This is a genomic window from Nocardia sp. NPDC057440 (genome assembly GCF_042802915.1).
In the GTDB taxonomy this organism is placed as follows: Bacteria; Actinomycetota; Actinomycetes; order Mycobacteriales; family Mycobacteriaceae; genus Nocardia.
In genome coordinates, this window is sequence record NZ_JBHVDF010000006.1 from 335,228 (window position 1) to 358,386 (window position 23,159).

Here is a 23,159-nt window from a genome sequence, read left to right on the forward strand (position 1 = left end):
ACCGCGCCCGCCATCACCCGCGGCAGTCCCCTAACGCCCGATCCGCATCGTCAACGATCGCTCACCTCCGCACCGGCGGCAGGTCCGACCTCGGAAAGAGACTGTCATGACCGCTAATTCGGCCATCGTCGGCAATTCCGCCCTCAACGCCGCCCGGCGCTCCCGCGAGCTGGCACAGCTCGGCGATGACACCGAGATCGACGTGCTGGTAATCGGCGGCGGTGTCACCGGCGCGGGCGCCGCACTCGACGCCGCCGCACGCGGCCTGCGCACGGTGCTGGTCGAACGGCAGGATCTGGCGTTCGGAACCTCGCGGTGGAGCTCGAAGCTTGTACACGGTGGACTGCGCTACCTGGCGAGCGGTCAGGTCGGCATCGCGCACGAGAGCGCCGTCGAGCGCGGCATCCTGATCCGCACCACCGCACCGCATCTCGTGCGTCCGCTGCCACAGCTGGTGCCGCTGCTGCCGGACATCGGCGTCGCGCAGAGCATGCTGATTCGAGCCGGTTTCGTCGCGGGCGATGTGCTGCGGCGCACCGCGGGCACCCCGGCCGCGATCCTGCCCCGTTCGCGCCGCGTCGCCACCGCGGAGGCGCTGCGGCTGGCGCCGACCGTCCGGCGCGACGGGCTGCGCGGCGGTCTGCAGGCCTGGGACGGACAGTTGGTCGACGACGCCCGACTGGTGCTCGCGCTCGCCCGCACCGCGGCGGCCAACGGCGCGACCGTGCTCACCCGAGTGGAAGCTGTTGCTGTCGAAGGCAATTCGGCGACCCTGCGCGACACGCTGACCGGCGAGTCGATGACGATTCGCCCCCGCACCGTCATCAACGCCACCGGCGTCTGGGCCGACCAGGTGGACCCGAGCATCGAACTACGGCCGAGCCGCGGCACCCACCTGGTGTTCGACGCCGAATCCTTCGGCGGCCTCACCGCCTCCCTCACGGTGCCGGTTCCCGGTACCACCAGCCGCTTCGTGTTCGCGTTCCCGGCCGCGCACGGCCGGGTGTATCTCGGCCTCACCGACGAGGACGCCCCTGGCCCGGTTCCGGACGAGCCGCAGCCCACCGAGGCCGAGATCGACTTCCTGCTCGACACCATCAACACCGCACTGCGCGAGCCGTTGACCCGCGCGGATATCCGCGGCACCTACGCGGGACTGCGCCCGCTGCTGAAAACCGCGGACAATGCCACCGCCGACATCTCCCGTCAACACGCGGTCCTGCACTCCCCCACCGGCGTCATCACCATCGTCGGCGGCAAGCTCACCACCTACCGACAGATGGCCGAGGACGCCGTTGACGCCGCTGTCGCCCATGGCGGCCTCGCCGCGGGTCCTTGCCGCACCAAGCGACTTCCGCTGGTCGGCGCGGTGTCGGGAGCCGCACGCGACCATATCGCCGCCCCACCGGTCCTCGTCGAACGCTACGGCAGCGAAGCGCCCACCGTTCTCGCTGTCGCACAAGACAATTCAGCCGCGCTCGAGCAGGTCGCCCCTGGAATCGACGTCACTGCCGCAGAACTCGCTTTCGGTATCACCCACGAAGGCGCACTGGACATCGAGGACCTCCTCGACCGGCGCACCCGCATCGGCCTGGTCGCCGCGGACCGGGCCGCCGCCCTTCCCGCGGCGGAAGCCGCCTTCTCCCGGGCTCGCGGTTAGTCGAATATCCAGTCCGCCAGCTCCGCGCGCATGCAGGCGCGTGGCCACCGATCAAGCCCGTTGGCCGCCTCGGCGGCGCGGATCTCGCGCAGTCCCCGCGTCTCTTGCGCCGTGGTCAGGTAGCGAAAACCGAGCCGCTCGTAGTACGGGCCGTTCCAGGCGACGTCGGTGAAGGTGGTCAGGGTGATGGCAGGCAGCCCTTGTGCTTTCGCCCAGCGCACCGCGTGGTCGATGAGTCGCTTGCCGATTCGGTTGCCGGCATGCACGGGATCCACCGACACCTGATCGACATGTGCGTCGCCGTCGACGATTCCGAGAATCAGGTAACCGATCGGGCGGTCGGCGTCATCGGCGTATACCCACGCGCGCCCCGCGTGCACGAACTCGCGCAGGGTGTCCAACGGCGGCGGATCGTCGTCGGCGACGGCCGTCATGCCGATGTCCGCGAACGGCTTTCCCGCCGCGCGCTCGATGTCCTGCAAGACCGGCAGGTCGTTCTCGGTCGCCGGTCGAAATGCTTGCATTGCCGCTCCTCGCGCGGGGCTCACTCGGCCGGGGTGGCCAAGATGCCGTTGATCAGCACCCGCAGCGCCCATACTTCACGGTCGTCGCCGCTGCCGCTCATCATTTCTTCGCGCATGCCGAAGAACATCGGATACCGGTCGGCAGGCAGTTCCGCGAAATGCCGCTGGACCTCGGCGACGTAGTCGTCTTCTTCGCGCCCTCCGACGTTGTAAGCGCTCTGCTCCGCGGCCTGCGCGGTGATGTGCAGGTAGAGCAGGTCCACGGCCCAGGAATTGGTCCTCTTGTCCAAGCCGCCCTCGTCGAGCAGCGTGAGCATCCGTTCGACGAGCAGCAGGGCGTTGGGGCTGGTGGGAATCGAGCCGAGCGCGACGAGCGCCAGCCCTTCGTGCTTGCTCATGGCAGCCACGGTCGACGCGACCAGCTCGCCGAGCCGTTCGCGCCAGGTGTCACCGGCCGGCTCGGGGACCGTGCCGAGCACATGGTCGAGCATCGCGGCCATCAGATCGTCCCGGTTGGCGACATAGACGTACAGCGACGCCGCACCCGTATCCAGGTCCTGAGCGACGCGACGCATGGTGAGGGCGGAAAGGCCGTCGTTGTCGAGGATGCGCAGTCCGGTTTCGACGATGACATCACGGCTGAGTGGCGCCTTTGCGGGACGGGCCCGGCGGCTGACGGGTGCGGAGCTCATGACGTCGAGCATACGCCGTAACGAACATCGTTTGACACGAACACTGTTCGTCTTCTAGATTCGAATCGATCGAACATCGTTCGTAACGATCGATGTTCGCCCGATTTTCTTTCTCGAAGGGGAACCCCATGTCCACCATCACGCATCCGGAAACGGCGGCAAAAACCAAGGTCGGAGCCCGCATGTGGGCGATACTGGCCGTCATCCTCGCGGCCGACGTCCTCGATCTGCTCGACTCGACGATCACCAATATCGCCGCGCCGACCATCGCGAACGACCTCGGCGGCGGCCAGTCACTGATCCAGTGGCTCGGCGCGGGCTACGCCCTCGCACTCGGCGTTCTGCTCGTCGTCGGCGGCAGACTCGGCGACGGGTTCGGCAAACGCCGACTGTTCCTGATCGGCGTCGCCGGCTTCACCGTGGCATCGGTCGCCTGCGGCCTCGCCATCGACCCGACCTCGATCGTCACCGCACGACTTGCCCAGGGCGCGTTCGGCGCGCTGCTCATTCCGCAGGGTTTCGGCATCCTCACCCAGGTCTTCCCGCGCGAACAGCTCGGCAAAGCCTTCGGCGTTTTCGGCCCTGCCCTCGGCCTTTCCGCGGTCGGCGGCCCGATCCTCGCGGGCTTCCTGATCGACGCCGACCTGTTCGGACTCGGCTGGCGAGCCATGTTCCTGATCAATATCGTCCTCGGCTCGCTCGCCTTCGCCGCCGCATACCGCCTGCTGCCCGCCGACGACGGCGATCGCACCGTCGCCATCGACGCGCTCGGCTCCGCCCTGCTCGGCGCCGCCATGTTCGGCTCGCTGTTCGGCCTCATCCAGGGTTCGGCCAACGGCTGGACCGCCGCTCCCTGCGGCTATCTCGCCGCAGGCGCGGTGGCCTTCGCACTCTTCGCCCGTCGCCAGCTCACCGCGACGAATCCGCTCATCGAGCCGTCACTGTTCGCCAACCGCGGCTTCACCTCGGGCCTGCTGCTCGGCCTGGTGTTCTTCGCCGCGGTGTCCGGTCTGCTCTACGTGCTTTCGCTGTTCATGCAGACCGGCCTCGGCTACACCCCGACCGGCGCCGCACTCGGTCTCGCGCCACTGGCCGCCGGCATCATCGTGGCCTCGGTCGCCGCACACCAACTGCTCGCGAAACTCGGCCGCACCCTCATCTGGATCGGGCTGCTGATCACCCTTGCGGGCACCGGCCTGCTGCTCGCCCTCGCGCTGACCGCCGGAACCGATATCACCGCATGGGTTCTCGCTGTACCGGTCTTCATCCTCGGTGTCGGCATGGGCACCTGCTTCGGCACCATCTTCCAGATCACCATCGGCGATATCGACCCGGCGGAGACCGGCAGCGGCAGCGGTTCCCTCTCGGCCGTGCAGCAACTGGCCAACGCCATCGGCGCGGCCGCCGTCACCACCGTCTATTTCCACACCACCGGTTCCGGGCAGGCGCACGCGCTGACCGTCAGCCTCCTCGTCGTCGCCGCGATCACGCTGGTCAGCTGCGGCCTCGTCCGGCTGCTTCCACGACGAGCACCGGCCACAGACCACTGATCGGCACGTCGATCGAACACCCATCACCCACACCACCCCACGGAGTTGTCATGATCCTCATCACCGGAGGCCGCGGCGCGGTCGCCACCAATCTGCTGTCCCTGCTGCTCGCCGACGGCCACGCCGTCCGGGTCGGCTCCGGCCGACCCGACCAGCTCGAACTCCCCGACGGGGTGTCCGCCGTCGCCTGCGACCTGCGGGACCCGACCACTTTTCCCGCCGCGCTGGCCGGCATCACCTCGGTGTTCCTCTACGCCGAGCCCGCGCACATCGCCGAATTCGTCACCACCGCAACCGAAGCTGGGGTCGAGCACATCGTGCTGCTGTCGTCGTCCTCGGTGCTCGACCCCGACGCCGCCACCAATCCGGTCGCGAAGTCGCACCTCGATGCCGAACTCGGACTCGCCGACGCCCCGATGACCGTCAGTGTGCTGCGACCAGGCGCTTTCGCAGGCAACGCCCGCGGCTGGTCGTTCTCGATCATGGCAGGCCGCCCGGTGAGCCTGCCCTACCCCAACGCCTACGCCGACCCGATCCACGAACTCGACATCGCCGAGGCCGTGCACGCCCTGCTCACCGAGCCCGAGCACCGTGGCGAGGTCTACCGCCTCACCGGCCCCCACACCCTCACTTTCACCGCGCAACTCGACCTGATCGCCGAGCTCACCGGCCGCAGCGTCACCATCGACCACGTCACCCCCGACGCGTGGCGGCAGGAGATGGCCGAGTACATCCCCGCCCACTATGCCGACGGCCTGCTCGACTACTGGCGACGTTGCGACGGGGTGCCCACCGTGATCACCGACACGGTCGCCACCCTCACCGGCCACCCGGCACGCACCTTCGGCGACTGGATTCGTGACAACGCCGCGGTATTCGCCGCCTGAACTGCGAACGCACGCAAGACGACCCGATAACGCCACCTCCCGCACCACCGACAACAGGGCGGGCACGGACAATTCCGTGCCCGCCCTTCGGTTGTTCGCCGCGCCCGTTCCGGGCACCGTGCACGCTCTATGCTGGGGGCCGTAGTGCGCCGGGAAGGAGGGCACGGGTGCCGAAGGACCCGTCCACCGTTGGAATCGCGCCGGGCGATGGTTTGATCGCACGCTTCGGTGCGGTCGTGGTGTACCTGGCAGGCGAAACGTCTTCCACCGACCGCATACTCGGCGCGATCGAAGCCGTCGCCGACGGCGAGCATCCCGGCGCGGCGATCGTGCAGCGCCTGGCCGCGGTCGTGTTCGGCAGCGGATCGGAGCCACCGCCGTTCGGCGTGGTCGCGCCGACCGGCGATGGCACGGTCATCTTGTTGCGCGGAGCGGTGAGCGCCGAGATCCAGGGCGCGGAGGGGACCAGGCGGCTGGCCGGTGCGCGAGCGTTCACCTGGGTGGACGAGATCGTGCGCGAGCCGGTGCGGCAGATTTCGGTCGGCGCCGACACCGCGCTTCCCTTGACCACCCACCCACGCAGCAATTTGCGGGACGGCGTGGTTCCCGGGGGCGGTTTCGTATTTCGTGTCGCGGTGCGGAAAACCGCGAAGTCCGCGCGCCCGGCGTCCGTCGCGCAACAGTCCACGGCCGGGGACGAGCCGCCACCGACGGCTCCGGCCGGCATGGCCGCGCTGTCGGAATCCGATACCCAGTCGAGCCACGACGCTCGGGCAAGTGCGGAGATCGGCACCCGGGCGGGACCGCTGGCGTGGTCCGAGACATCGGACGCGACCCGGCCGACCACACCGTCGCGACCGCAACCTGTCGCGCTGGACAAGGTGCCGGCGCATGACGGCGCGCGACCACGGCGCGTGCGTACCACCGGCAGCGCACCAGCGCCGCTCGGTCCGGCCACCGGCGCGCTCGTTTTCGAGGACGGCGCCGCCTACCCGCTCGACCGCCCGTACGTCATCGGCCGCAGCCCCACGTCCGACGATTCGGTGCGCACCGCCGCCGCCTCACCCATCGCCGTCCCGCGCGACCGGCACGTCTCACGCGTGCACGCCTATGTCTCGCTCGAACGCGGCAAGGTCTACATTCGCGACGCCTCCACTCCCGCAGGAACTTTCATCGCGGCGCCCGGCGCCGGGCAGTGGACCCGCGTCGGCACCGCCCCCATCGAACTCCCGCCCGGCTGGAGTGTCCGCATCGGCGAGCGAATCGCCACCCACCACGTCGAAGATCGGCGCAAGGACGCCACCGAGATCTCCGGTGAACGCCGCCGCCCCTGAACGCTCACGGTTTGTCGTGACCGCCGCAGGAGGCCACTCGGGCCTTCTCCGCAGTCTCCCTGCGTACCGCTGTCGGGTCATCCCCTTGTGCCGCAGTCGGGGGTCATGTCACATACGCGCAGCCGGGCCTTCTTGCGTGCCGCGGTTGCGCAGCGGACCTCCGGCGGGTACGCACGATCGGACAGGCTGATCTCGGCCCCGCCGAGACAGCCTCCCTGCGGAGAGGACAATGACGACCATGCACCGTAAAGGGCCGACACGCGACATCGACGAGTCCGCGCTGAGTGTGACCGAACCGAAGGAGCAGGCGGCCGGGGTCACGGCCGTCGCCGTCGCGCTCAAACGCGCGGTCGAGGAGATGGGCGTTGTCCGCACCGCCCGCACGCTGGCCAGGGTCAACCAGGTGCACGGTTTCGACTGTCCCGGCTGTGCCTGGCCGGAGGCGACCGGCCATCGTCGCCCTGCCGAGTTCTGCGAAAACGGCGCGAAGGCGGTCGCCGAGGAGGCGACGCTGCGCACCGTCACCCCCGAATTCTTCGCCGCGCACTCCCTCGAGGAGCTGGCAGACAAGTCGGGTTACTGGCTCGGTCAGCAGGGCAGGCTCACCCATCCGATGGTGCTGCGCCCGGGCGCCACCCACTACTCCCCCATCGAATGGGCCGACGCCTACCAGCTGATCACCGAGCAGCTGCGTGCCTTGGCGACGCCGGATGAGGCGCTCTTCTACACCTCGGGGCGCACCGCCAACGAGACCGCGTTCCTGTACCAACTGCTGGTACGCAGCTACGGCACCAACAATCTGCCGGACTGCTCGAACATGTGCCACGAATCCTCCGGCGCCGCGCTGACCAGTTCCATCGGCATCGGCAAGGGCTCGGTCTCGATCGATGACTTCGATGCCGCCGACCTCATCATCGTCGCAGGCCAGAACCCGGGCACCAATCATCCGCGCATGCTGAGCGCACTGGCGGGCGCGAAGGCAAAGGGCGCCAAGATCATCGCCGTCAATCCGCTGCCGGAGACCGGGTTGCTCGGCTTCCGCGATCCGCAGACCGTCAAGGGCTTCACCAGCGGCGTGTCCATCGCCGACGACTTCCTGCAGATCCGCCTCGGCGGTGACATGGCGCTGTTCCAGGGGCTCGGCCGCCTGTTGTTCGAGGCCGAGGACGCCGCGCCGGGAACGGTGGTGGACCGCGAATTCGTCGACGCGCATTGCGCGGGCTTCACGGAATACGAAAAGAACGTGCGGGCCGTCGATTTCGACACCGTCCGCACGGCGACCGGGCTGACCGACGACGAACTCCGCCGCACCGCCCGGCTGCTGGCCGAATCGAACAACATCATCATCTGCTGGGCGATGGGCCTCACCCAGCAGAAGCACGGCGTCGCCACCATCGAGGAGGCGACGAACCTGCTGTTGCTGCGCGGCATGATCGGCAAGCCGGGCGCGGGTGTGTGCCCGGTACGCGGTCACTCGAACGTGCAGGGCGATCGCACCATGGGTATCTGGGAGAAGATGCCCGACTCCTTCCTCGACGCGCTCGATCATGAATTCGGCATCACCAGCCCGCGCAAGCACGGCTTCGACACCGTCGACGCCATCCGCGCCATGCGCGAGGGCACGGCGAAGGTGTTCTTCGGGATGGGCGGCAACTTCGTCTCCGCGACGCCCGATACCGAGGTCACCGAGGCGGCGCTGGGCGGCTGTGCGCTCACCGTGCACGTCTCCACCAAACTCAACCGCAGCCACGTTGTGCACGGGCAGACCGCGCTGATCCTGCCGACCCTCGGCCGCACCGACGAAGATCTGCAAGCCGGCGTGAAACAGCAGGTGTCGGTGGAGGATTCGATGTCGATGGTGCATCTGTCCACCGGGCGGCTGAAGCCGGTGAGCGATCAGCTGCGCAGCGAGGTCGCCATCGTCTGTGAGCTCGCGCAGGCACTGTTCGGCGCCGAGCACCCGGTCCCGTGGGCGCAGTACCAGCGCGACTACGACAAGATCCGCAACGCGATCGCGCGCGTGGTGCCCGGCTGCGCCGACTACAACACCCGGGTCCGTCAGCGCAACGGCTTCGTGCTGCCCCATCCGCCGCGTGACTCCCGCGAATTCCGCACCACCACAGGTAAAGCCAACTTCGCGGTGAACGATCTCACCTGGACTCCGGTCCCCGACGGCAGACTGATCCTCCAGACGCTGCGCAGCCACGACCAGTACAACACCACCATCTACGGCTTGGACGACCGGTACCGCGGCGTGCACGGCGGCCGCAAGGTGATCCTGGTGAACGCCGAGGACATCGCCGAATTGGGTTTCACGGACGGCGAATTGGTGGATCTGATCTCCGAGTGGACCGACGGCACCGAACGCAAGGTAACCGGCTTCCGCATCATCGGTTACTCGACGCCGCGCGGCAACGCCGCCGCCTACTACCCGGAGACCAATCCGCTGGTTCCGTTGGATCATGTTGCGGCACGGTCGAATACCCCGGTTTCCAAAGCGGTGACCATCCGGCTCGAGCGGCACACGCATGTCGGGCAGCCGTCGTGACCGCGCAGACCGTCGCCACCGATCGCCCGCTGAGAGCGGTGAGGTGCCGTCGTGAGTAGAGTGACCGCGCGCCGTCCGACGATCCGCATCACCTCCCACGGTGAGATCACCAGGCCCGACACCCTCGCGGTGGAGGAGCCGCTCGAAATCCGCATCGGCGGCGAGCAACTCACCGTCACCATGCGCACTCCGGGCAGCGATATCGATCTGGTGCACGGATTTCTGCTGGGCGAGGGCATCATCGGCGCGACCGACGATGTGGTGAGCGCACGCTACTGCGCGGGCACCGACGAGAACGGGCACAACACCTACAACGTCCTCGACGTCCACTTGCGCACGCCGGTGCCGGTACACGGCCGCCACGTCCTCACCACCGGAGCCTGCGGGCTGTGCGGCAGGACCGCGCTCGACGAAGTGCGCACCAGCACCCGATTCCCGATACCGTCCGACGGCCTCCTCGTCGACATCGCCACCCTCGCCGCCCTGCCCGCCGAATTGCGCACCCGCCAAGGCGTTTTCGACGCGACCGGCGGTCTGCACGCGGCGGGACTTTTCACCGCGGACGGCACCGCCCTCGCCGTCCGCGAGGACATCGGCAGGCACAACGCCGTCGACAAGGTGCTCGGCTGGGCACTGCGCGAAAACCGTATCCCGGCCCACGATCTGGTGCTGCTCGTCAGTGGCCGAGCCTCTTTCGAATTGGTGCAGAAAGCGGTCATGGCAGGCATCCCGATGCTCGGCGCCGTCTCCGCGCCCAGCTCGCTGGCCGTCGACCTGGCGGCCGAATCCGGCCTCACCCTCGTCGGCTTCCTGCGCGGTCTGACCATGAATATCTACACCGGTTCGCACCGGCTCGACCGCACGTCGATCACCGATGCGCCGATTGCGCCGACCAACGTAGGGACCCGCCCCTGACGGTGCGCCTATTGCCCGTTTCCGATGTCCGAATTACGGTTGCTTCACCCGATCCAGAATTCGGCTTGAACGGAGCGTCCGATGCGGATTTCGGTGGAAGGCAAGTCCGGCGGCGTGCGCGTGCGCATGCGGTTCGAACAGTTTCGCCGTCGGCTGCTGATCGTTCGGATCATGCTGGCGCTCCTCGCGGTCCAGGGCGCCATCGTCGGCTTGTGGGCGGTCTTCGCGCCGCACTCCTGGTACACCAGTTTCCCAGGTTTCGGTATGCACTGGATATCGGTGGACGGGCCGTACAACCACCACCTCGCAGCTGACGTCGGCGCCTTCTTCCTCGCCTTGACCGCGGTCACTGTCGCCGCGCTCGTCATCGACGGCACCGCCGTCGCCCGAGTGGCGGGAATCGGCTGGCTGACCTTCGGTCTACCGCACTTCGTCTACCACGCCATCCACAAACCGGCCGAGATGGGCGCGGGCAGCTTCACGTTCAGCCTGCTCGGCGCGGCCGCGCTGGTCATCCTCGGCCTCGGTTGTGTGGTCATCCCGCCGCGCGGCGACATCCCCATGTCCGACCCGGCGCCGATGGACATCCGGTTGCCGCGCCGCCGCACGCGCTGATCGATCGGCACCACTCATGTGCGGGCCGAAGCTGCCGGGCAATTGGACGACTCACGGCGAGTCCCAGGCATCGATGGAGGTGAGGTGGTCCAAGGCCTTGCCGACGGCAGGCGCGCACAAGTGATGGTCCGCAGGACCGAGCCACGTCATTTCCGCGATCTCCGCGGCTGGTGCTGGGTTGCCGTGGCCCGGCGCGGTGAAACAGTGCATTTCGACGAGAGTGCCGGGACGCCCGTGGGCAGGAGCGGTGATAGTCACCACGGGCGCGATCCGGTGCGCCTCCAACTCGACGCCGACTTCTTCTCGAACTTCACGAACGAGCGCTCCCGCCAGGGTTTCACCCGGCTCGGGCTTGCCGCCCGGTAGGTAGAAAGCGTCGCGTCCTCTGGTGCGGACCGCAAGCAAGCGGCCGTTCTCGACGCACAACCACGCCACCGACGTGAGCGTTCGTTCCTCGATCATGGTTACCTCGACAACTGAGACGCGATCAGGCGTCCAGTGCCTCGAGCAGTGCGGCGCGCTGGCGAGCGCCGAGTCCACCGATGCGGCGGTCCTCGGGAATCTCGGCCTGGTCCAACAGCTTGGCGGCCTTCACCGGGCCGACGCCGGGCAGGGCCTTGATCACGGCCGCGACCTTGGTCTTCTTGACCAGCTCGTCGCTATCGGCCTTCTTCAGCAGATCGGCAACCGAAACCTTGCCGGCCTTCACTTTGCCGATCAGTTCGGAGCGCGCCTTGCGGACCGCAGCCGCCTTGGCCAGCGCCTCAGTGCGCTGCTCCGCGGTCATGGTAGGCAGTGCCATGTCTCCTCCGCTTTCACTCGTCACTCGAACATCTGGTTGACCGGACCGATTCAACAGCACGTCGCCGAGAGCGCAAGTCCGACACACCGGGGCGCGACCGGCGGAAATAGCGATGAGTTTTCCGGGCCCGCGCCGTCGAATCAGGGGAGAGGCCCGCGCGCCGCGGGCGGCAATGACGAAAGGAACCTCCGACCATGGAGCTGTCCCTCACCCAGTTCATCACCCTCGACGGCGTCTATCAAGCGCCCGGCGGACCGCAGGAGGACCCGAGCGGCGGGTTCGCCCACGGCGGCTGGTCGGCGCCCTACGGCGACGAGGACTTCGGCACCTTCATGACCGAAGTGTTCGAACAGGTCGACGCCTTCCTGCTCGGTCGGCGCACCTACGAGATCTTCGCCGGATACTGGCCGCAGGTCACCGACCCGACGAATCCCATTGCCACCACACTGAATTCGCTGCCCAAGTACGTGGTGAGCACCCACCTGGCCAGCGCGGGATGGGGCCCTGCCGAGGTGCTGCGCGGCGATCTGGTCAAGGAGGTGACCGCACTCAAGGAACGCCCTGGTCGCGAACTGCAAATACACGGGAGCGGCAACCTGGCGCAGGGCCTGCTGGCCGCAGGTCTGATCGACACCATGCGCCTGCTCACCTTCCCGGTGCTGCTCGGCACCGGCAAGCGGCTGTTCACCGAGGACGTGCAGCCCACCGGATTCGATGTCACCGATTCGCGCACCACCGCTTCGGGCGTTGTCATCGCGATATACCGCAACGCGGGCGCACCGAAGTACGGATCGCTAGCATAAGTGACGGACGTAACATCGGAGGCCCTGCATACGACACCATCAACGAAAGCACCCGAGTGGGACGAAGGTTCAATGGCGAACCAGGAGGATCAACGGCGATCCCCGACCCGGGCGCGATCGAACCGCAGCAGCCGGCCGATCGTTACCGTGTCCTCGAAGGCGCTACACAGAGGATTCGAGGCCGTCGGCGCGCACGCGTTCGCCCGGCGGCCGGTCCGGGCGGTACCGGGCGTGCAATCATCGACCCAGGCGTCGTGGGCACTGCTACGCTCCGAATTAGAACATGTTCCAATTCGGCAGGAGTTTCCATGGCACAGCAAATCCGCGATGTGGTCGAGCAGTACGTCAAACTGGTCGGCTCGGGTCCGACCGAGGAGATCGTCAACCTCTACGCCCCCGACGCGACGGTCGAGGATCCCATCGGCTCCGAGGTCAAACAGGGCCACGCCGCCATCCGCGAGTTCTACGATGTGATCGCCAACCTCGATCGGGAAACCGAACTGAAGCCGGAGACTATCCGCATCGGCGGCAATCACGCCGCCTTCATGTTCAGCATCATCACCAAGTTCGGCGACAAGCGCTTCACGCTGACTCCTATCGACGTGATGGAGTTCGACGACGACGGCAAGATCATCAGCATGCGCGCGTATTGGAACCCCGCCGATATGCACACCGAAGCGGTGTAGCCCCGACGGGCCACGCGTGCGGTGGATCACACCCGGCTGCCCGTCACATTCCACGATCCCTCCTCGTCCGAGTAGCAGGACAACATCGTCGGATCGAAGGAGAACCGTGATGGGCACGACCCGTATCCCCGCCGTCCCCCCCGAGCAGGCGGGGCCGCTGACCAAGCTGCTGTACCGCATCGCCGCGCGACGCTTCGGCGCGGTGCCCGAACCGTTCGCGGTGACGGCCAACCACGGAAAGCTGCTCGCCGCCAGCGGCATTCACGAATTGCTCGTAGAACGAGCGAGCACAGAATTGCCTGCCGCCATCCGCGAGATCGCCGTCTACCGCGCGGCGTGGATCGTCGGCTGCTCATGGTGCATCGACTTCGGCGCCATGCTCATGCGGCACGGCGACCTCGACATCGACCGCCTCGAGCACATCGCGGAGTACGAGACCTCACCGCTCTACAGCGCCGACGAACGCGCCGCCATCGCCTACGCCGACGCCATCACCGCGACACCGACCACCGTCACCGACGATCAGGTCGCCGACCTCGAAAAGCGTTTCGGCCGTGCGGGTGTCATCGAGCTCACCTACCAGATCGGCCTGGAGAACATGCGCTCGCGCTTCTACTCCGCACTCGGAATCACGGCACAGGGCTTCAGCACCGATTCCTGCCGAGTTCCGTGGGCCCCGGACTGACCCCGCGAAACGACCGCGCCGCCCGACGAGCACTCCTCGGCGGGCGGCGCGGTAAAGCGGCTATGCGGCGTCGGCCATCACCTCGGCCAGGCTGGTCACCGTCCGGAAAACCGCGACATCGCCAGCGGCGGCGAGCAGCCGGTCGACACAACGTCGGCCGGTGATCAGCACGAGCTTGCCTCCTGGCGGTCCCACCAGTGACTCGGCCTCGATCAACACCCGCAGACCTGCGCTGCCGAAGAACGTCACCCTGGACAGATCGACCACCACCACGGACCCGGCGGTCTCGAGAGATTCGAGCAGACGGCTCCGGAAGACATCGGCGCTGTAGTAATCCACCTCGCCGACGAGGGCACACAGCGTGACCGAATCGGTGGGTGCGGTGAGGGTGACACGCAGGCGGTCGGAGGGACCGCGACCGGACGGCCACGGTCCCGCGATGTGGGTGGCGAATTGGCTGGAAGTAGCAACAACAGTCGACATAAGGACCTCGGTCCGGGTCGCGCACGGCACGCTCGAAACATTGCCGGCCTTGAATTTCGCCCGGATGCCTCCGCTCCGGGACTGGGCTGGTTGCTCAACCCTGAATATGGACTACCCCCACAGACAGGTCTGTACACCTCCGATGTGACCTGATGTCCACGATGGGCGACGACACGTCGCCTACTATCGCTGGCCTCCACTACGACGACGCAGCATGGCGTAGTAGATGTACTGCCGCTCGAGCGGGTTGGCGAAGACGCTCACCAGCTCGAACCCGAAGTGTTCGTCAAGCCATTCGACACACGTTGTCAGCCTCGCGAGCAGGCCGTCCAAGTCCGGGCCCGTGTCCCAGATCAGCCCGCCCTCAGAGCGCGAGAAGACCACGAGATGTTTGTGCCGATAGGTCCGCATGTCGACGGTGCCGCTGAGCACACCGCGGACATCGAGCAGCTGACCTGGCCCCGCCGGATGCAGCGGTGGCTGCGGTTGCACCCTGAAATCCCCTACCGGTGCGCGACTACGCCGACTTCTCGCGCCGCTCGGTGCGCTGCGCCTTGCGCGGCACGATGGTGGGCAGCACGTTGTCGTTGACCGTGTCGGCGTCGACGACCACCTTGGCGACGTCATCGCGGCTGGGGATGTCGTACATCACCGGCAGCAGGACCTCTTCCATGATGGCGCGCAGACCGCGAGCGCCGGTGCCACGCAGGATGGCCTGATCGGCGATCGCCTCCAGTGCGTCCGTGGTGAACTCGAGGTCGACGCCGTCCATCTCGAAGAGTCGGATGTACTGCTTGACCAGCGCGTTCTTCGGCTCGGAGAGAATCTTGACCAGGGATTCCTTGTCGAGATTGGTCACCGAGGCGACAACGGGAAGGCGGCCGATGAACTCGGGGATCAGACCGAACTTGATCAGGTCCTCCGGCATCACCTCGGCGAAGTGATCGGAAGTGTCGACCTCCGCCTTGGAACGCACCTCGGCGCCGAAGCCGATGCCGCGGTGTCCGGTGCGGTCGGAGACGATCTTCTCCAGTCCGGCGAACGCGCCCGCCACGATGAACAGCACGTTGGTGGTGTCGATCTGGATGAATTCCTGGTGCGGGTGCTTGCGTCCGCCCTGCGGCGGCACGCTGGCCTGGGTGCCTTCCAGGATCTTCAGCAGCGCCTGCTGCACGCCCTCGCCGGAGACGTCGCGGGTGATCGAGGGGTTCTCGCTCTTGCGAGCGATCTTGTCCACCTCGTCGATGTAGATGATGCCGGTCTCGGCCCGCTTCACGTCGTAGTCGGCGGCCTGGATCAGCTTCAGCAGAATGTTCTCGACGTCCTCGCCGACATACCCGGCTTCGGTCAGCGCGGTGGCATCGGCGATGGCGAAGGGCACATTGAGCATCTTGGCCAGGGTCTGCGCGAGGTAGGTCTTGCCGCAGCCGGTCGGCCCGAGCATCAGGATGTTCGACTTGGCGAGCTCGACCGTCTCGCCACGGCTGTCGCGACCCTTGTCGCCGGCCTGGATGCGCTTGTAGTGGTTGTAGACGGCCACCGCGAGCGTGCGCTTGGCCGTGTCCTGCCCGATCACGTAGTTCTCCAGGAAGTCCCGGATCTCGGCAGGTTTGGGCAACTCATCGAGTTTGACCTCGCTGGACTCGGCCAGCTCTTCCTCGATGATCTCGTTGCATAGATCGATGCACTCGTCGCAGATGTACACCCCTGGTCCCGCAATGAGCTTCTTGACCTGCTTCTGGCTCTTTCCGCAGAACGAGCACTTGAGCAGATCGCCGCCGTCTCCGATGCGCGCCATCTCGTGGGTCCCTACTTCCTTGTCCGCGTGCAACCGTCTGTCCAGGTTGCCAGCAATCCGCCACCCTCGGGTGTAATCACGAACACCTCGAGTGTTCCGGCGGGTCGAGCACTGCCGTCAACCGGAGCAAAGGCCCCTAGGTTGACCGTACCCGGTGTGCGCGACGGAGGTCGACAACTCGAGCATGTTTCTCGCCGGGGTTGCGCGAGTTCTCACGGCAATAGAACACGTTCTCCCCGAGCTGCGGCCGAAACCCGGTCCGGCCGCCTGCCTCGTGGCCCATCCCGCCGGACACCCTTCCGGTCGGTCGGTTCCATCGAAGCAATCCGGCCGGAACCGATGCCGAGCGGCACCTGTCCCGGCCGGATTTACCTGACTAACAGCAACATACGAGCGACCGGCGCAACCCGCATCCCGGGGCTTACCCCAGAATCCCTGCCTGACACCTGATCGCGCGCGGAGATTACTTCTGTGCGCTGAGCTTGCGGTAGTCGAACACCGTGTCGATGATCCCGTAGTCCTTGGCCTCCGCGGCCGTCAGGATCTTGTCGCGGTCGGTGTCCTTGCGGATCGTGTCCGCGTCCTTACCGGTGTGGTAGGCCAGCGTGGTCTCCATCAGGCGACGCATGCGCTCGATCTCGGCGGCCTGGATCTCCAGGTCCGAAACCTGCCCCTGGATGCCACCCTCCAGCGACGGCTGGTGGATCAGCACACGGGCATTGGGCAGGCAGGCGCGCTTGCCCGGGGTGCCCGCGGCGAGCAGCACGGCGGCCGCGGAGGCCGCCTGGCCGAGGCAGACCGTCGCGACGTCGGCACGCACGTACTGCATGGTGTCGTAGATGGCCATCAGCGACGTGAACGAGCCACCAGGCGAGTTGATGTACATGGTGATGTCGCGGTCGGGATCGAGCGATTCCAGCACCAGCAGCTGCGCCATGATGTCGTTGGCCGAGGCGTCGTCCACCTGCACGCCGAGGAAGATGATGCGCTCCTCGAACAGCTTGTTGTACGGGTTGGACTCCTTGACACCGAAGCTCGAGTGCTCGATGAACGACGGCAGGATGTAGCGCGCCTGCGGGCTCTGCGGTGCGATACCGCCGAGGCCGGCGCGTGGGTCGATCAGGTTGGCCATCTTCGTCTCCAAAGTCTGAGTGGGTGAGCGGTTCTCAGCCGTTGCGACTGGTTGCAGGTCGCTCGAAATGGTCGGCTACTTCGCGCCGTTCCCCGCCTGATTCGCGTGGCTGATCACGTGGTCGATGAAGCCGTACTCGAGCGCCTGCGTCGCGGTGAACCACCGGTCGCGGTCGGCGTCGATGGTGACCTGCTCGACCGACTTGCCGGTGTGCTGCGCCTGCAACTCGTTCAGCTCACGCTTGGTGTGCGCGAACTGCTCGGCCATGATCGCGATGTCGGCCGCGGAACCACCGATGCCCGCCGACGGCTGGTGCATCATGATGCGCGCGTGCGGCAGCGCGTAGCGCTTGCCCTTGGTGCCCGCGGTGAGCAGGAACTGCCCCATCGAGGCGGCCAGACCCATGCCGTAGGTGGCGATGTCGCACTCGGCGAACTGCATCGTGTCGTAGATGGCCATACCCGCGGTCACCGAACCGCCGGGCGAGTTGATGTAGAGCGAAATGTCCTTGACCGGATCCTCCGCCGAGAGCAGCAGGATCTGGGCGCACAGCTTGTTCGCGATGTCGTCGTCGACCTGAGTGCCGAGGAAGATGATGCGCTCACGCAGCAGGCGCTCGTACACCGAATCACTGAGGTTGAGACCAGCAGTAGCGGCTGTCATGACCCCTGCCTGGTTGATTGTCACGGATACCTGCCTTCTCTTCTCACCGGCTTGTCACTGAAACCTACACAGCGCTGATTGCTACAGAGCCATCACCGTTCGCTGTCACAAACATTAACGAAACAGGGCGGCACCGAACTCCCGGCACCGCCCTACTTCGCTCACAGCGCAATCTCGCCAGCGCTCGATTGCGCTGTGCGCGAGGGCGCACTGTGTCCGCGGTTCACTCGCTACGCTCGCTCACTGCGCAATCACACAACCACTCGGCCGTCGATCACGCTGGCATTCCATGGAATTATTCGGCGCTCGCGGCGGCAGTTTCTTCGGCTTCGGCCTCGGAACCCTCAGGCGCGCCGAACATTTCGGCGGTGTCCACCGAGTTGCCCTCGGAGTCGGTGACCTTCACCTGGCCGACGACACCGGCGAGCGCCTTGCCGCGGCGCACATCGGCGAACACCGCGCCGAGCTGGCCCGCCTGCTGCACCTGCTGGATGAACTGTTCCGGCGACAGACCGTAGCGCTGCGCCTGGAACAGGATCCGCTCGGTGAGCTCCTCCTGGCCGACCTGGGTGTTCTCCGCCTCGGCGATGGCGTCCAGCAGCAGCTGGGTCTTCACCGACTTCTCGGCGGACTCCTTGGTGTCCTTGTCGAACTCTTCGCGGGTGCTGCCCTGCGCCTCGAGCGCGGCGGCGAAGGCGTCCTCGTCGTGGTCGAAGCCGTGCACGGCGTCGTGGACCACGGCGTCGATCTCGGCCTTGACGACGGCCTCCGGCAGCGGCACCTCGACCTGCTCCAGCAGCGCCTCGAGCACCTTGTCGCGGATCTCGCCTGCCTGCTCGACCTTCTTGACCCGCTCGACCCGGGTGCGCAGATCGGCCTTCAGCTCTTCCAGGGTGTCGAATTCACTGGCCAGCTGGGCGAAGTCGTCGTCGGCCTCGGGCAGCTCGCGCTCCTTGACCGAACCGACGGTGACGGTGATGACCGCTTCCTTGCCCGCGTGCTCGCCGGCGACCAGCGTGGAGGTGAACTCGGCGGACTCACCGGCCGACAGGCCGGTCAGCGCCTCGTCGAGGCCCTCGATCAGCTGGCCGGATCCGACCTCGTGGGACAGGCCGGTGGTGGCGGCTTCCGGCACATCCTCGCCGTCGACGGTGGCCGACAGATCGATGGACACGAAGTCGCCGTCCTTGACCGGACGCTCGACACCGGTCAGGGTGCCGAAGCGCTGGCGCAGCGACTGCAGCTGCTCCTCGATGTCCTCGTCGCCGATGCTGAACGCGTCGACCGACACCTCGATGCCCTCGTAGGCGGGCAGGGTGATCTCGGGACGCACGTCGACCTCGGCGGTGAACGCCAGCTGCTGGCCGTCCTCGATCTTGGTGATCTCGATCTCGGGCTGACCGATGACCTTCACCTCGGAAGTGGTGACGGCCTCGCTGTAACGCGCGGGCAGCACATCGTTGACGACCTGTTCCAGGATCGCGCCACGGCCGACACGGGCCTCGATCAGCTTGGCCGGCGCCTTACCCGGGCGGAAGCCCGGGATGCGGACCTGGTTGGCCAGTGCCTTGTACGCCTTGTCGAAGTCGGGCTTCAGTTCCTCGAAGGGCACCTCGACGTTGATCCGGACCCGGGTCGGGCTCAGCTGCTCGACGGTGCTCTTCACGGACATGCTCCTTGTTCGTTGGTGGTTCTGGTCGACTTGCTTCTCATCGACATGGGCGCATTGCTCTGATGGACATAGACGCAGCGCGCCCACGCGCACGCATCCCGACAAGGTTAGTTGACCGGTCGCGGTGGGTCGCGGGCAGCACCGTCCTAGACCGTCGCAGCGGCTGCTCGCGAGGGGACGGAGAAAGACTCAGCTCTTGGGAACGGCGACCGCGTCGGTGACGAAAACGAGCGTCTCGTTCGGCTTGATGCCGTTGCCGCCCGCGCCGTATCCGAGGTCCGGCGGGATGATCAGCAGCCGCCGCGCGCCCTGCTGGACACCGACCAAGCCCTGGTCCCAGCCGGGAATGACCTGTCCGGCGCCGAGGGTCAGCTGGAACGGCTTGCCCCGGTCGAAGGAACTGTCGAGCTTCTTCTTGTCCGACCAGGTGATCAGCGAATAGTTCATGGTGAGCTGCTGGCCCGCGGTCGCGCCCGGCCCGCCGCCCTCGACCAGGTCCTTGACGATCAACTGCTTGGGCGGGTCGCAATCGTCCGGGATGGTGATCTTCGGATTGGCGCCGAACCCACCGTCGACCTTGATGTCGTCGGCGGTGCATTCGCGGCCCTTGCTCTGCGGCGCCGCCGCCGCGGACGAGCCGGTCTTCGCGGCCGCGGTGGTCGTCGCGGACACCGAGTTGTTGTCGTCCCCCGACCCGCACGCGGTCAACGCGAACGCGGTCGCGGCGATCGCGCCGAGGCCGATGATCCTGCCGAGTATTTGCATGCGGCGCACCCTAATCCACGCGCGGCCATCGGCCTCGTGCCGCCCTGACCACACGGCGGTTCGAACGCTCGGGGGTCAGGAACAGCTCGTGCCAGCTCCGGTGCGACCATCGGCTCCCCGTTCGGGGGAGCCGAACCGTACGGACAGGGGGCGACCAGCGGGTGGTTCGACGACCAGCCTGAGTGCATGACAAGGATCGCCGTGGCGGCCCTCATCGTCGATCTCCTCCCCGACCGGGTGAGCAGGCGGGTGCCGACCGGCGGTCTCGGAGCGTGGGGCCGGCTTGGCCGCGGTATGGGCAGGCACGGGAGCCGATGCCGTGCACAGACACCTGACTCGCACGCCGGCTGCCGGTAGCCTGACGAGGAATTCTCCATCCGGTGTTGTCGATCGTTTTTCGACAACCGTGCAGGACCCGGCGACAGCGGTTCCTCCGGTACCGCTCCCGATGCCCCGAGCGTGAGGAGAGTCGGCGTATGACGCAGATGGCCAGTGCCGGGGGCGATACCTCGGCCGACAATGTCGACAGCAGCGGCGGTGCGACGATCGCGCCGCTGCCGTATCGGCTGGCGCAAGTGCCCGGTCCGCTCGACCGCGGCGAACTGGAGTCGATCGACGCGTGGTGGCGGGCGGCGAACTATCTCGCGGTCGGCCAGATTTATCTGATGCGCAACCCGCTGCTGCGGGAACCGTTGCGGGCCGAGCACATCAAACCGCGGCTGCTCGGACATTTCGGGACCGTGCCCGGCTTGAATCTGGTCTGGGCGCATGCCAATAGGGCCATCCAGCAGCGCGATCTGAACGCGGTGTTCGTCGCGGGGCCCGGGCACGGCGGGCCGGGCCCGAATGCGTGCGCCTGGCTGGAGGGCACGTATTCCGAGCTCTACAGCCATGTGCCACAGGACGGTTCCGGGATGGCTGCGCTGTTCGCGCAGTTCTCCTTTCCCGGCGGCGTGCCGAGTCACTGTGCGCCCGAAACGCCGGGCTCCTTCCACGAGGGCGGCGAACTCGGGTATTCCCTGCTGCATGCCTTCGGCGCGGCGCTCGACAATCCGGATCTCACCGTTTTCTGCGTGGTGGGGGACGGTGAGGCGGAGACGGGTCCGCTGGCCACCAGCTGGCACGCCGCTAAGTTCCTCAACCCGCGCCGCGACGGCGCGGTGCTGCCGATCCTCGCCCTGAACCAGTACAAGATCGCCAATCCGACCGTGCTGGCGCGCATTCCGGAATCCGAGCTGCTGATGCTGCTGCGCGGGTACGGCTACGAACCGATCGTCGTCTCGGGGGACGATCCTGCGGCCGTTCATCAGGCGATGGCCGCCGCCATGGACGACTGCCTGGACCGCATCCGGCAAATCCAGCGTGCCGCGCGCGTGGGCGGCGACGGGGTGCGCCCGAGTTGGCCGATGATCGTGCTGCGCACACCGAAGGGCTGGACCTGCCCACCGGTGGTCGACGGCGAGCGGGTCGAGGGCACGTTTCGCGCACATCAGGTGCCGTTGCCCGCCGCGCGCACCGACGACCGGCACCGAGCGGTGCTCGAACAATGGCTGCGCTCCTATCGCCCGGACGAGTTGTTCGATGAAGCGGGACGACCGGTGGCGGTACTCGGCGAGCTGGTGCCGCGCGGCGATCGGCGGATGAGCGCCAATCCAGTGGCCAACGGCGGCACGCTCGTTCGGGATCTTCGGCTCCCGGACTGGCGCGACTACGGGGTCGAGGTCGGGTCACCCGGCGCGAGCAGGCACGAGGCGACCCGAGTGCTCGGCGGCTGGCTGCGCGAGGTCACCGCGGGCAATACCGACAACTTCCTGACCTTCGCGCCCGACGAACTGGCCAGCAATCGGCTGCAGGACATCCTGGAAGTCACCGGGCGCGATTGGCAGGCGGAGGTAGGCGAATTCGATGTCGGCCTCGACCGGTCCGGCCGGGTGATCGAGGTGCTGTCCGAGCACATGTGCCAGGGCCTGCTCGAGGGCTATCTGCTCACCGGCAGGCACGGAGTCTTCACCTGCTACGAGGCGTTCATCCACATCGTCGACGCAATGTTCAACCAGCACGCCAAATGGCTCGACGCCAGTGCGGAAGTTCCGTGGCGGCGTCCCATCGCCAGCCTCAATTACCTTTTGTCGTCCCATGTTTGGCGTCAAGACCATAACGGATTCACCCACCAGGACCCGGGATTCCTCGATGTGGTGCTGAACAAGAAGCCGTCGATCGTGCGCGTGTATCTGCCACCGGACGCGAACACGCTGCTGTCCACCTTCGACCACTGTCTGCGCTCGCGGCACTACGTCAATGTGGTGGTGGCGGGCAAACAGCCACAGGCGGACTGGCTTTCGGTGCCCGATGCCGCCGCGCACTGCGCCCGCGGCGCAGGCATCTGGGGCTGGGCGGGGCACAACGACGATCCCGGCACCACGCCGGATGTCGTGCTCGCCTGCGCTGGCGACGTGCCGACCTTGGAAACCCTTGCTGCCGCGGCCATCCTGCGCGAGCGGTTGCCCGCGCTGCGCATCCGGGTGGTGAATGTGGTCGATCTGATGCGGCTACAGCCGCCCGACGAACACCCGCACGGCCTGTCCGACAGCGAATTCGACACTCTGTTCACTCGCGATCGTCCGGTGATCTTCGCCTTCCACGGCTATCCCTGGCTGATCCACCGCCTGACCTACAGTCGCGCGAACCATGGTGAAATGCACGTGCGCGGATATAGAGAAAAAGGCACCACGACAACTCCCTTCGATATGGTCATGCTCAACGACCTCGATCGGTACCACCTGGTGATGGATGTGGTCGATCGGGTGCCGACACTGCGGGACAAGGCGGCGGGCCTGCGTCAGGAGATGGTCGACGCCCGCTGGAACGCCCGTGCCTGGACCCGCGAACACGGCGAGGACATCCCCGCCGTCGCCGACTGGACCTGGCCGAAACTCAGCCTCTGA

At 67.0% G+C, this 23,159-nt stretch carries 22 protein-coding genes; 11 read left to right on the forward strand and 11 right to left on the reverse strand.

Annotation, left to right across the window (positions count from 1 at the left end; all coding sequences use genetic code 11):
- The first annotated feature begins 106 nt into the window (after window positions 1-106).
- On the forward strand, window positions 107-1,660 hold the full coding sequence (locus tag ACFU4Z_RS15005) for a glycerol-3-phosphate dehydrogenase/oxidase (RefSeq protein WP_379063066.1): 1,554 nt from the start codon (window positions 107-109) through the stop codon (window positions 1,658-1,660).
- Here the strand turns inward: ACFU4Z_RS15005 and ACFU4Z_RS15010 are convergent.
- Both ACFU4Z_RS15010 and ACFU4Z_RS15015 read right to left on the reverse strand, forming a co-directional pair.
- Window positions 1,657-2,184, reverse strand: coding sequence for a GNAT family N-acetyltransferase (locus ACFU4Z_RS15010; RefSeq protein ID WP_379063068.1), 528 nt, complete (start codon window positions 2,182-2,184; stop codon window positions 1,657-1,659). The two genes, ACFU4Z_RS15005 and ACFU4Z_RS15010, sit on opposite strands and share 4 nt — an antisense overlap.
- Window positions 2,185-2,204: 20 nt before the next feature.
- Window positions 2,205-2,876 (reverse strand): TetR/AcrR family transcriptional regulator, encoded by a 672-nt coding sequence (locus tag ACFU4Z_RS15015; protein WP_379063070.1) that lies wholly within the window; start codon window positions 2,874-2,876, stop codon window positions 2,205-2,207.
- 128 nt (window positions 2,877-3,004) lie between these two features.
- On the opposite strand from ACFU4Z_RS15015, the gene ACFU4Z_RS15020 reads away from it, so the two are divergent.
- The 6 genes from ACFU4Z_RS15020 (at window position 3,005) to ACFU4Z_RS15045 (ending at window position 10,725) form a co-directional block, all read left to right on the forward strand.
- On the forward strand, window positions 3,005-4,426 hold the full coding sequence (locus ACFU4Z_RS15020; RefSeq protein WP_379063072.1) for a DHA2 family efflux MFS transporter permease subunit: 1,422 nt from the start codon (window positions 3,005-3,007) through the stop codon (window positions 4,424-4,426).
- Window positions 4,427-4,476: 50 nt separating this feature from the next.
- Complete coding sequence (locus ACFU4Z_RS15025) at window positions 4,477-5,313, forward strand: SDR family oxidoreductase (RefSeq protein ID WP_379063074.1); 837 nt, start codon at window positions 4,477-4,479, stop codon at window positions 5,311-5,313.
- A 167-nt stretch (window positions 5,314-5,480) separates the two neighbouring features.
- Window positions 5,481-6,647, forward strand: coding sequence for an FHA domain-containing protein (locus ACFU4Z_RS15030; RefSeq protein ID WP_379063076.1), 1,167 nt, complete (start codon window positions 5,481-5,483; stop codon window positions 6,645-6,647).
- Window positions 6,648-6,885: 238 nt separating this feature from the next.
- A complete protein-coding gene (locus tag ACFU4Z_RS15035; protein WP_379063481.1) occupies window positions 6,886-9,195 on the forward strand; it encodes an FdhF/YdeP family oxidoreductase in 2,310 nt (769 codons plus the stop codon).
- Window positions 9,196-9,246: 51 nt separating this feature from the next.
- Window positions 9,247-10,110, forward strand: coding sequence for a formate dehydrogenase accessory sulfurtransferase FdhD (gene fdhD, locus ACFU4Z_RS15040; protein WP_379063078.1), 864 nt, complete (start codon window positions 9,247-9,249; stop codon window positions 10,108-10,110).
- An 81-nt stretch (window positions 10,111-10,191) separates the two neighbouring features.
- On the forward strand, window positions 10,192-10,725 hold the full coding sequence (locus tag ACFU4Z_RS15045) for a hypothetical protein (RefSeq protein ID WP_379063080.1): 534 nt from the start codon (window positions 10,192-10,194) through the stop codon (window positions 10,723-10,725).
- 51 nt (window positions 10,726-10,776) lie between these two features.
- Here the strand turns inward: ACFU4Z_RS15045 and ACFU4Z_RS15050 are convergent, their stop codons facing one another.
- Window positions 10,777-11,187, reverse strand: a complete 411-nt coding sequence (locus ACFU4Z_RS15050; RefSeq protein ID WP_379063081.1) for an NUDIX domain-containing protein — start codon at window positions 11,185-11,187, stop codon at window positions 10,777-10,779.
- Between the two features lie 25 nt (window positions 11,188-11,212).
- Window positions 11,213-11,527: an integration host factor, actinobacterial type gene (gene mihF, locus ACFU4Z_RS15055; protein WP_328410432.1), complete on the reverse strand. Its 315-nt coding sequence runs from the start codon at window positions 11,525-11,527 to the stop codon at window positions 11,213-11,215.
- Window positions 11,528-11,721: 194 nt separating this feature from the next.
- Here mihF and ACFU4Z_RS15060 point away from each other — a divergent pair, with 194 nt between their 5' ends.
- The 3 genes from ACFU4Z_RS15060 to ACFU4Z_RS15070 all read left to right on the forward strand — a co-directional run bounded on the left by ACFU4Z_RS15060 (window position 11,722) and on the right by ACFU4Z_RS15070 (window position 13,701).
- A complete protein-coding gene (locus tag ACFU4Z_RS15060; protein ID WP_379063083.1) occupies window positions 11,722-12,330 on the forward strand; it encodes a dihydrofolate reductase family protein in 609 nt (202 codons plus the stop codon).
- Between the two features lie 308 nt (window positions 12,331-12,638).
- On the forward strand, window positions 12,639-13,016 hold the full coding sequence (locus tag ACFU4Z_RS15065; RefSeq protein ID WP_379063085.1) for a nuclear transport factor 2 family protein: 378 nt from the start codon (window positions 12,639-12,641) through the stop codon (window positions 13,014-13,016).
- A 109-nt stretch (window positions 13,017-13,125) separates the two neighbouring features.
- Entirely contained in the window at window positions 13,126-13,701 is a 576-nt protein-coding gene (locus ACFU4Z_RS15070) for a carboxymuconolactone decarboxylase family protein (protein WP_379063087.1), read from the forward strand.
- A 60-nt stretch (window positions 13,702-13,761) separates the two neighbouring features.
- On the opposite strand, the gene ACFU4Z_RS15075 is transcribed toward ACFU4Z_RS15070, so the two are convergent.
- The 7 genes from ACFU4Z_RS15075 to ACFU4Z_RS15105 form a co-directional block, all read right to left on the reverse strand.
- A complete protein-coding gene (locus tag ACFU4Z_RS15075) occupies window positions 13,762-14,184 on the reverse strand; it encodes an STAS domain-containing protein (protein ID WP_379063089.1) in 423 nt (140 codons plus the stop codon).
- A 183-nt stretch (window positions 14,185-14,367) separates the two neighbouring features.
- Window positions 14,368-14,676, reverse strand: coding sequence for a hypothetical protein (locus tag ACFU4Z_RS15080; RefSeq protein WP_379063091.1), 309 nt, complete (start codon window positions 14,674-14,676; stop codon window positions 14,368-14,370).
- A 25-nt stretch (window positions 14,677-14,701) separates the two neighbouring features.
- Entirely contained in the window at window positions 14,702-15,982 is a 1,281-nt protein-coding gene (gene clpX, locus ACFU4Z_RS15085) for an ATP-dependent Clp protease ATP-binding subunit ClpX (protein ID WP_328410422.1), read from the reverse strand.
- Between the two features lie 463 nt (window positions 15,983-16,445).
- Window positions 16,446-17,114: an ATP-dependent Clp protease proteolytic subunit gene (locus ACFU4Z_RS15090; RefSeq protein ID WP_328410420.1), complete on the reverse strand. Its 669-nt coding sequence runs from the start codon at window positions 17,112-17,114 to the stop codon at window positions 16,446-16,448.
- 75 nt (window positions 17,115-17,189) lie between these two features.
- Window positions 17,190-17,777, reverse strand: coding sequence for an ATP-dependent Clp protease proteolytic subunit (locus ACFU4Z_RS15095; protein WP_366528059.1), 588 nt, complete (start codon window positions 17,775-17,777; stop codon window positions 17,190-17,192).
- Between the two features lie 295 nt (window positions 17,778-18,072).
- Entirely contained in the window at window positions 18,073-19,443 is a 1,371-nt protein-coding gene (gene tig / locus ACFU4Z_RS15100; protein WP_379063094.1) for a trigger factor, read from the reverse strand.
- A gap of 195 nt (window positions 19,444-19,638) precedes the next feature.
- Window positions 19,639-20,214 carry an FKBP-type peptidyl-prolyl cis-trans isomerase gene (locus ACFU4Z_RS15105; protein ID WP_379063096.1) on the reverse strand — a complete coding sequence of 192 codons (576 nt, stop codon included), beginning with the start codon at window positions 20,212-20,214 and terminating at the stop codon, window positions 19,639-19,641.
- Window positions 20,215-20,690: 476 nt separating this feature from the next.
- Here ACFU4Z_RS15105 and ACFU4Z_RS15110 point away from each other — a divergent pair, with 476 nt between their 5' ends.
- Window positions 20,691-23,159, forward strand: a complete 2,469-nt coding sequence (locus ACFU4Z_RS15110) for a phosphoketolase (RefSeq protein ID WP_379063098.1) — start codon at window positions 20,691-20,693, stop codon at window positions 23,157-23,159.

What these genes read in the sequence shown, in the direction of transcription:
- ACFU4Z_RS15095 (WP_366528059.1), bottom strand. Translation starts at nt 17,777, where the DNA reads ATGACAGCCGCTACTGCTGGTCTCAACCTCAGTGATTCGGTGTACGAG.
- ACFU4Z_RS15065 (WP_379063085.1), top strand. Translation starts at nt 12,639, where the DNA reads ATGGCACAGCAAATCCGCGATGTGGTCGAGCAGTACGTCAAACTGGTC.
- ACFU4Z_RS15035 (WP_379063481.1), top strand. Translation starts at nt 6,886, where the DNA reads ATGCACCGTAAAGGGCCGACACGCGACATCGACGAGTCCGCGCTGAGT.
- ACFU4Z_RS15090 (WP_328410420.1), bottom strand. Translation starts at nt 17,114, where the DNA reads ATGGCCAACCTGATCGACCCACGCGCCGGCCTCGGCGGTATCGCACCG.
- mihF (WP_328410432.1), bottom strand. Translation starts at nt 11,527, where the DNA reads ATGGCACTGCCTACCATGACCGCGGAGCAGCGCACTGAGGCGCTGGCC.
- ACFU4Z_RS15075 (WP_379063089.1), bottom strand. Translation starts at nt 14,184, where the DNA reads ATGTCGACTGTTGTTGCTACTTCCAGCCAATTCGCCACCCACATCGCG.
- ACFU4Z_RS15050 (WP_379063081.1), bottom strand. Translation starts at nt 11,187, where the DNA reads ATGATCGAGGAACGAACGCTCACGTCGGTGGCGTGGTTGTGCGTCGAG.
- clpX (WP_328410422.1), bottom strand. Translation starts at nt 15,982, where the DNA reads ATGGCGCGCATCGGAGACGGCGGCGATCTGCTCAAGTGCTCGTTCTGC.
- ACFU4Z_RS15025 (WP_379063074.1), top strand. Translation starts at nt 4,477, where the DNA reads ATGATCCTCATCACCGGAGGCCGCGGCGCGGTCGCCACCAATCTGCTG.
- ACFU4Z_RS15060 (WP_379063083.1), top strand. Translation starts at nt 11,722, where the DNA reads ATGGAGCTGTCCCTCACCCAGTTCATCACCCTCGACGGCGTCTATCAA.
- ACFU4Z_RS15110 (WP_379063098.1), top strand. Translation starts at nt 20,691, where the DNA reads ATGACGCAGATGGCCAGTGCCGGGGGCGATACCTCGGCCGACAATGTC.
- ACFU4Z_RS15020 (WP_379063072.1), top strand. Translation starts at nt 3,005, where the DNA reads ATGTCCACCATCACGCATCCGGAAACGGCGGCAAAAACCAAGGTCGGA.
- ACFU4Z_RS15015 (WP_379063070.1), bottom strand. Translation starts at nt 2,876, where the DNA reads ATGAGCTCCGCACCCGTCAGCCGCCGGGCCCGTCCCGCAAAGGCGCCA.
- ACFU4Z_RS15045 (WP_379063080.1), top strand. Translation starts at nt 10,192, where the DNA reads ATGCGGATTTCGGTGGAAGGCAAGTCCGGCGGCGTGCGCGTGCGCATG.
- ACFU4Z_RS15005 (WP_379063066.1), top strand. Translation starts at nt 107, where the DNA reads ATGACCGCTAATTCGGCCATCGTCGGCAATTCCGCCCTCAACGCCGCC.
- ACFU4Z_RS15010 (WP_379063068.1), bottom strand. Translation starts at nt 2,184, where the DNA reads ATGCAAGCATTTCGACCGGCGACCGAGAACGACCTGCCGGTCTTGCAG.
- ACFU4Z_RS15070 (WP_379063087.1), top strand. Translation starts at nt 13,126, where the DNA reads ATGGGCACGACCCGTATCCCCGCCGTCCCCCCCGAGCAGGCGGGGCCG.
- ACFU4Z_RS15105 (WP_379063096.1), bottom strand. Translation starts at nt 20,214, where the DNA reads ATGCAAATACTCGGCAGGATCATCGGCCTCGGCGCGATCGCCGCGACC.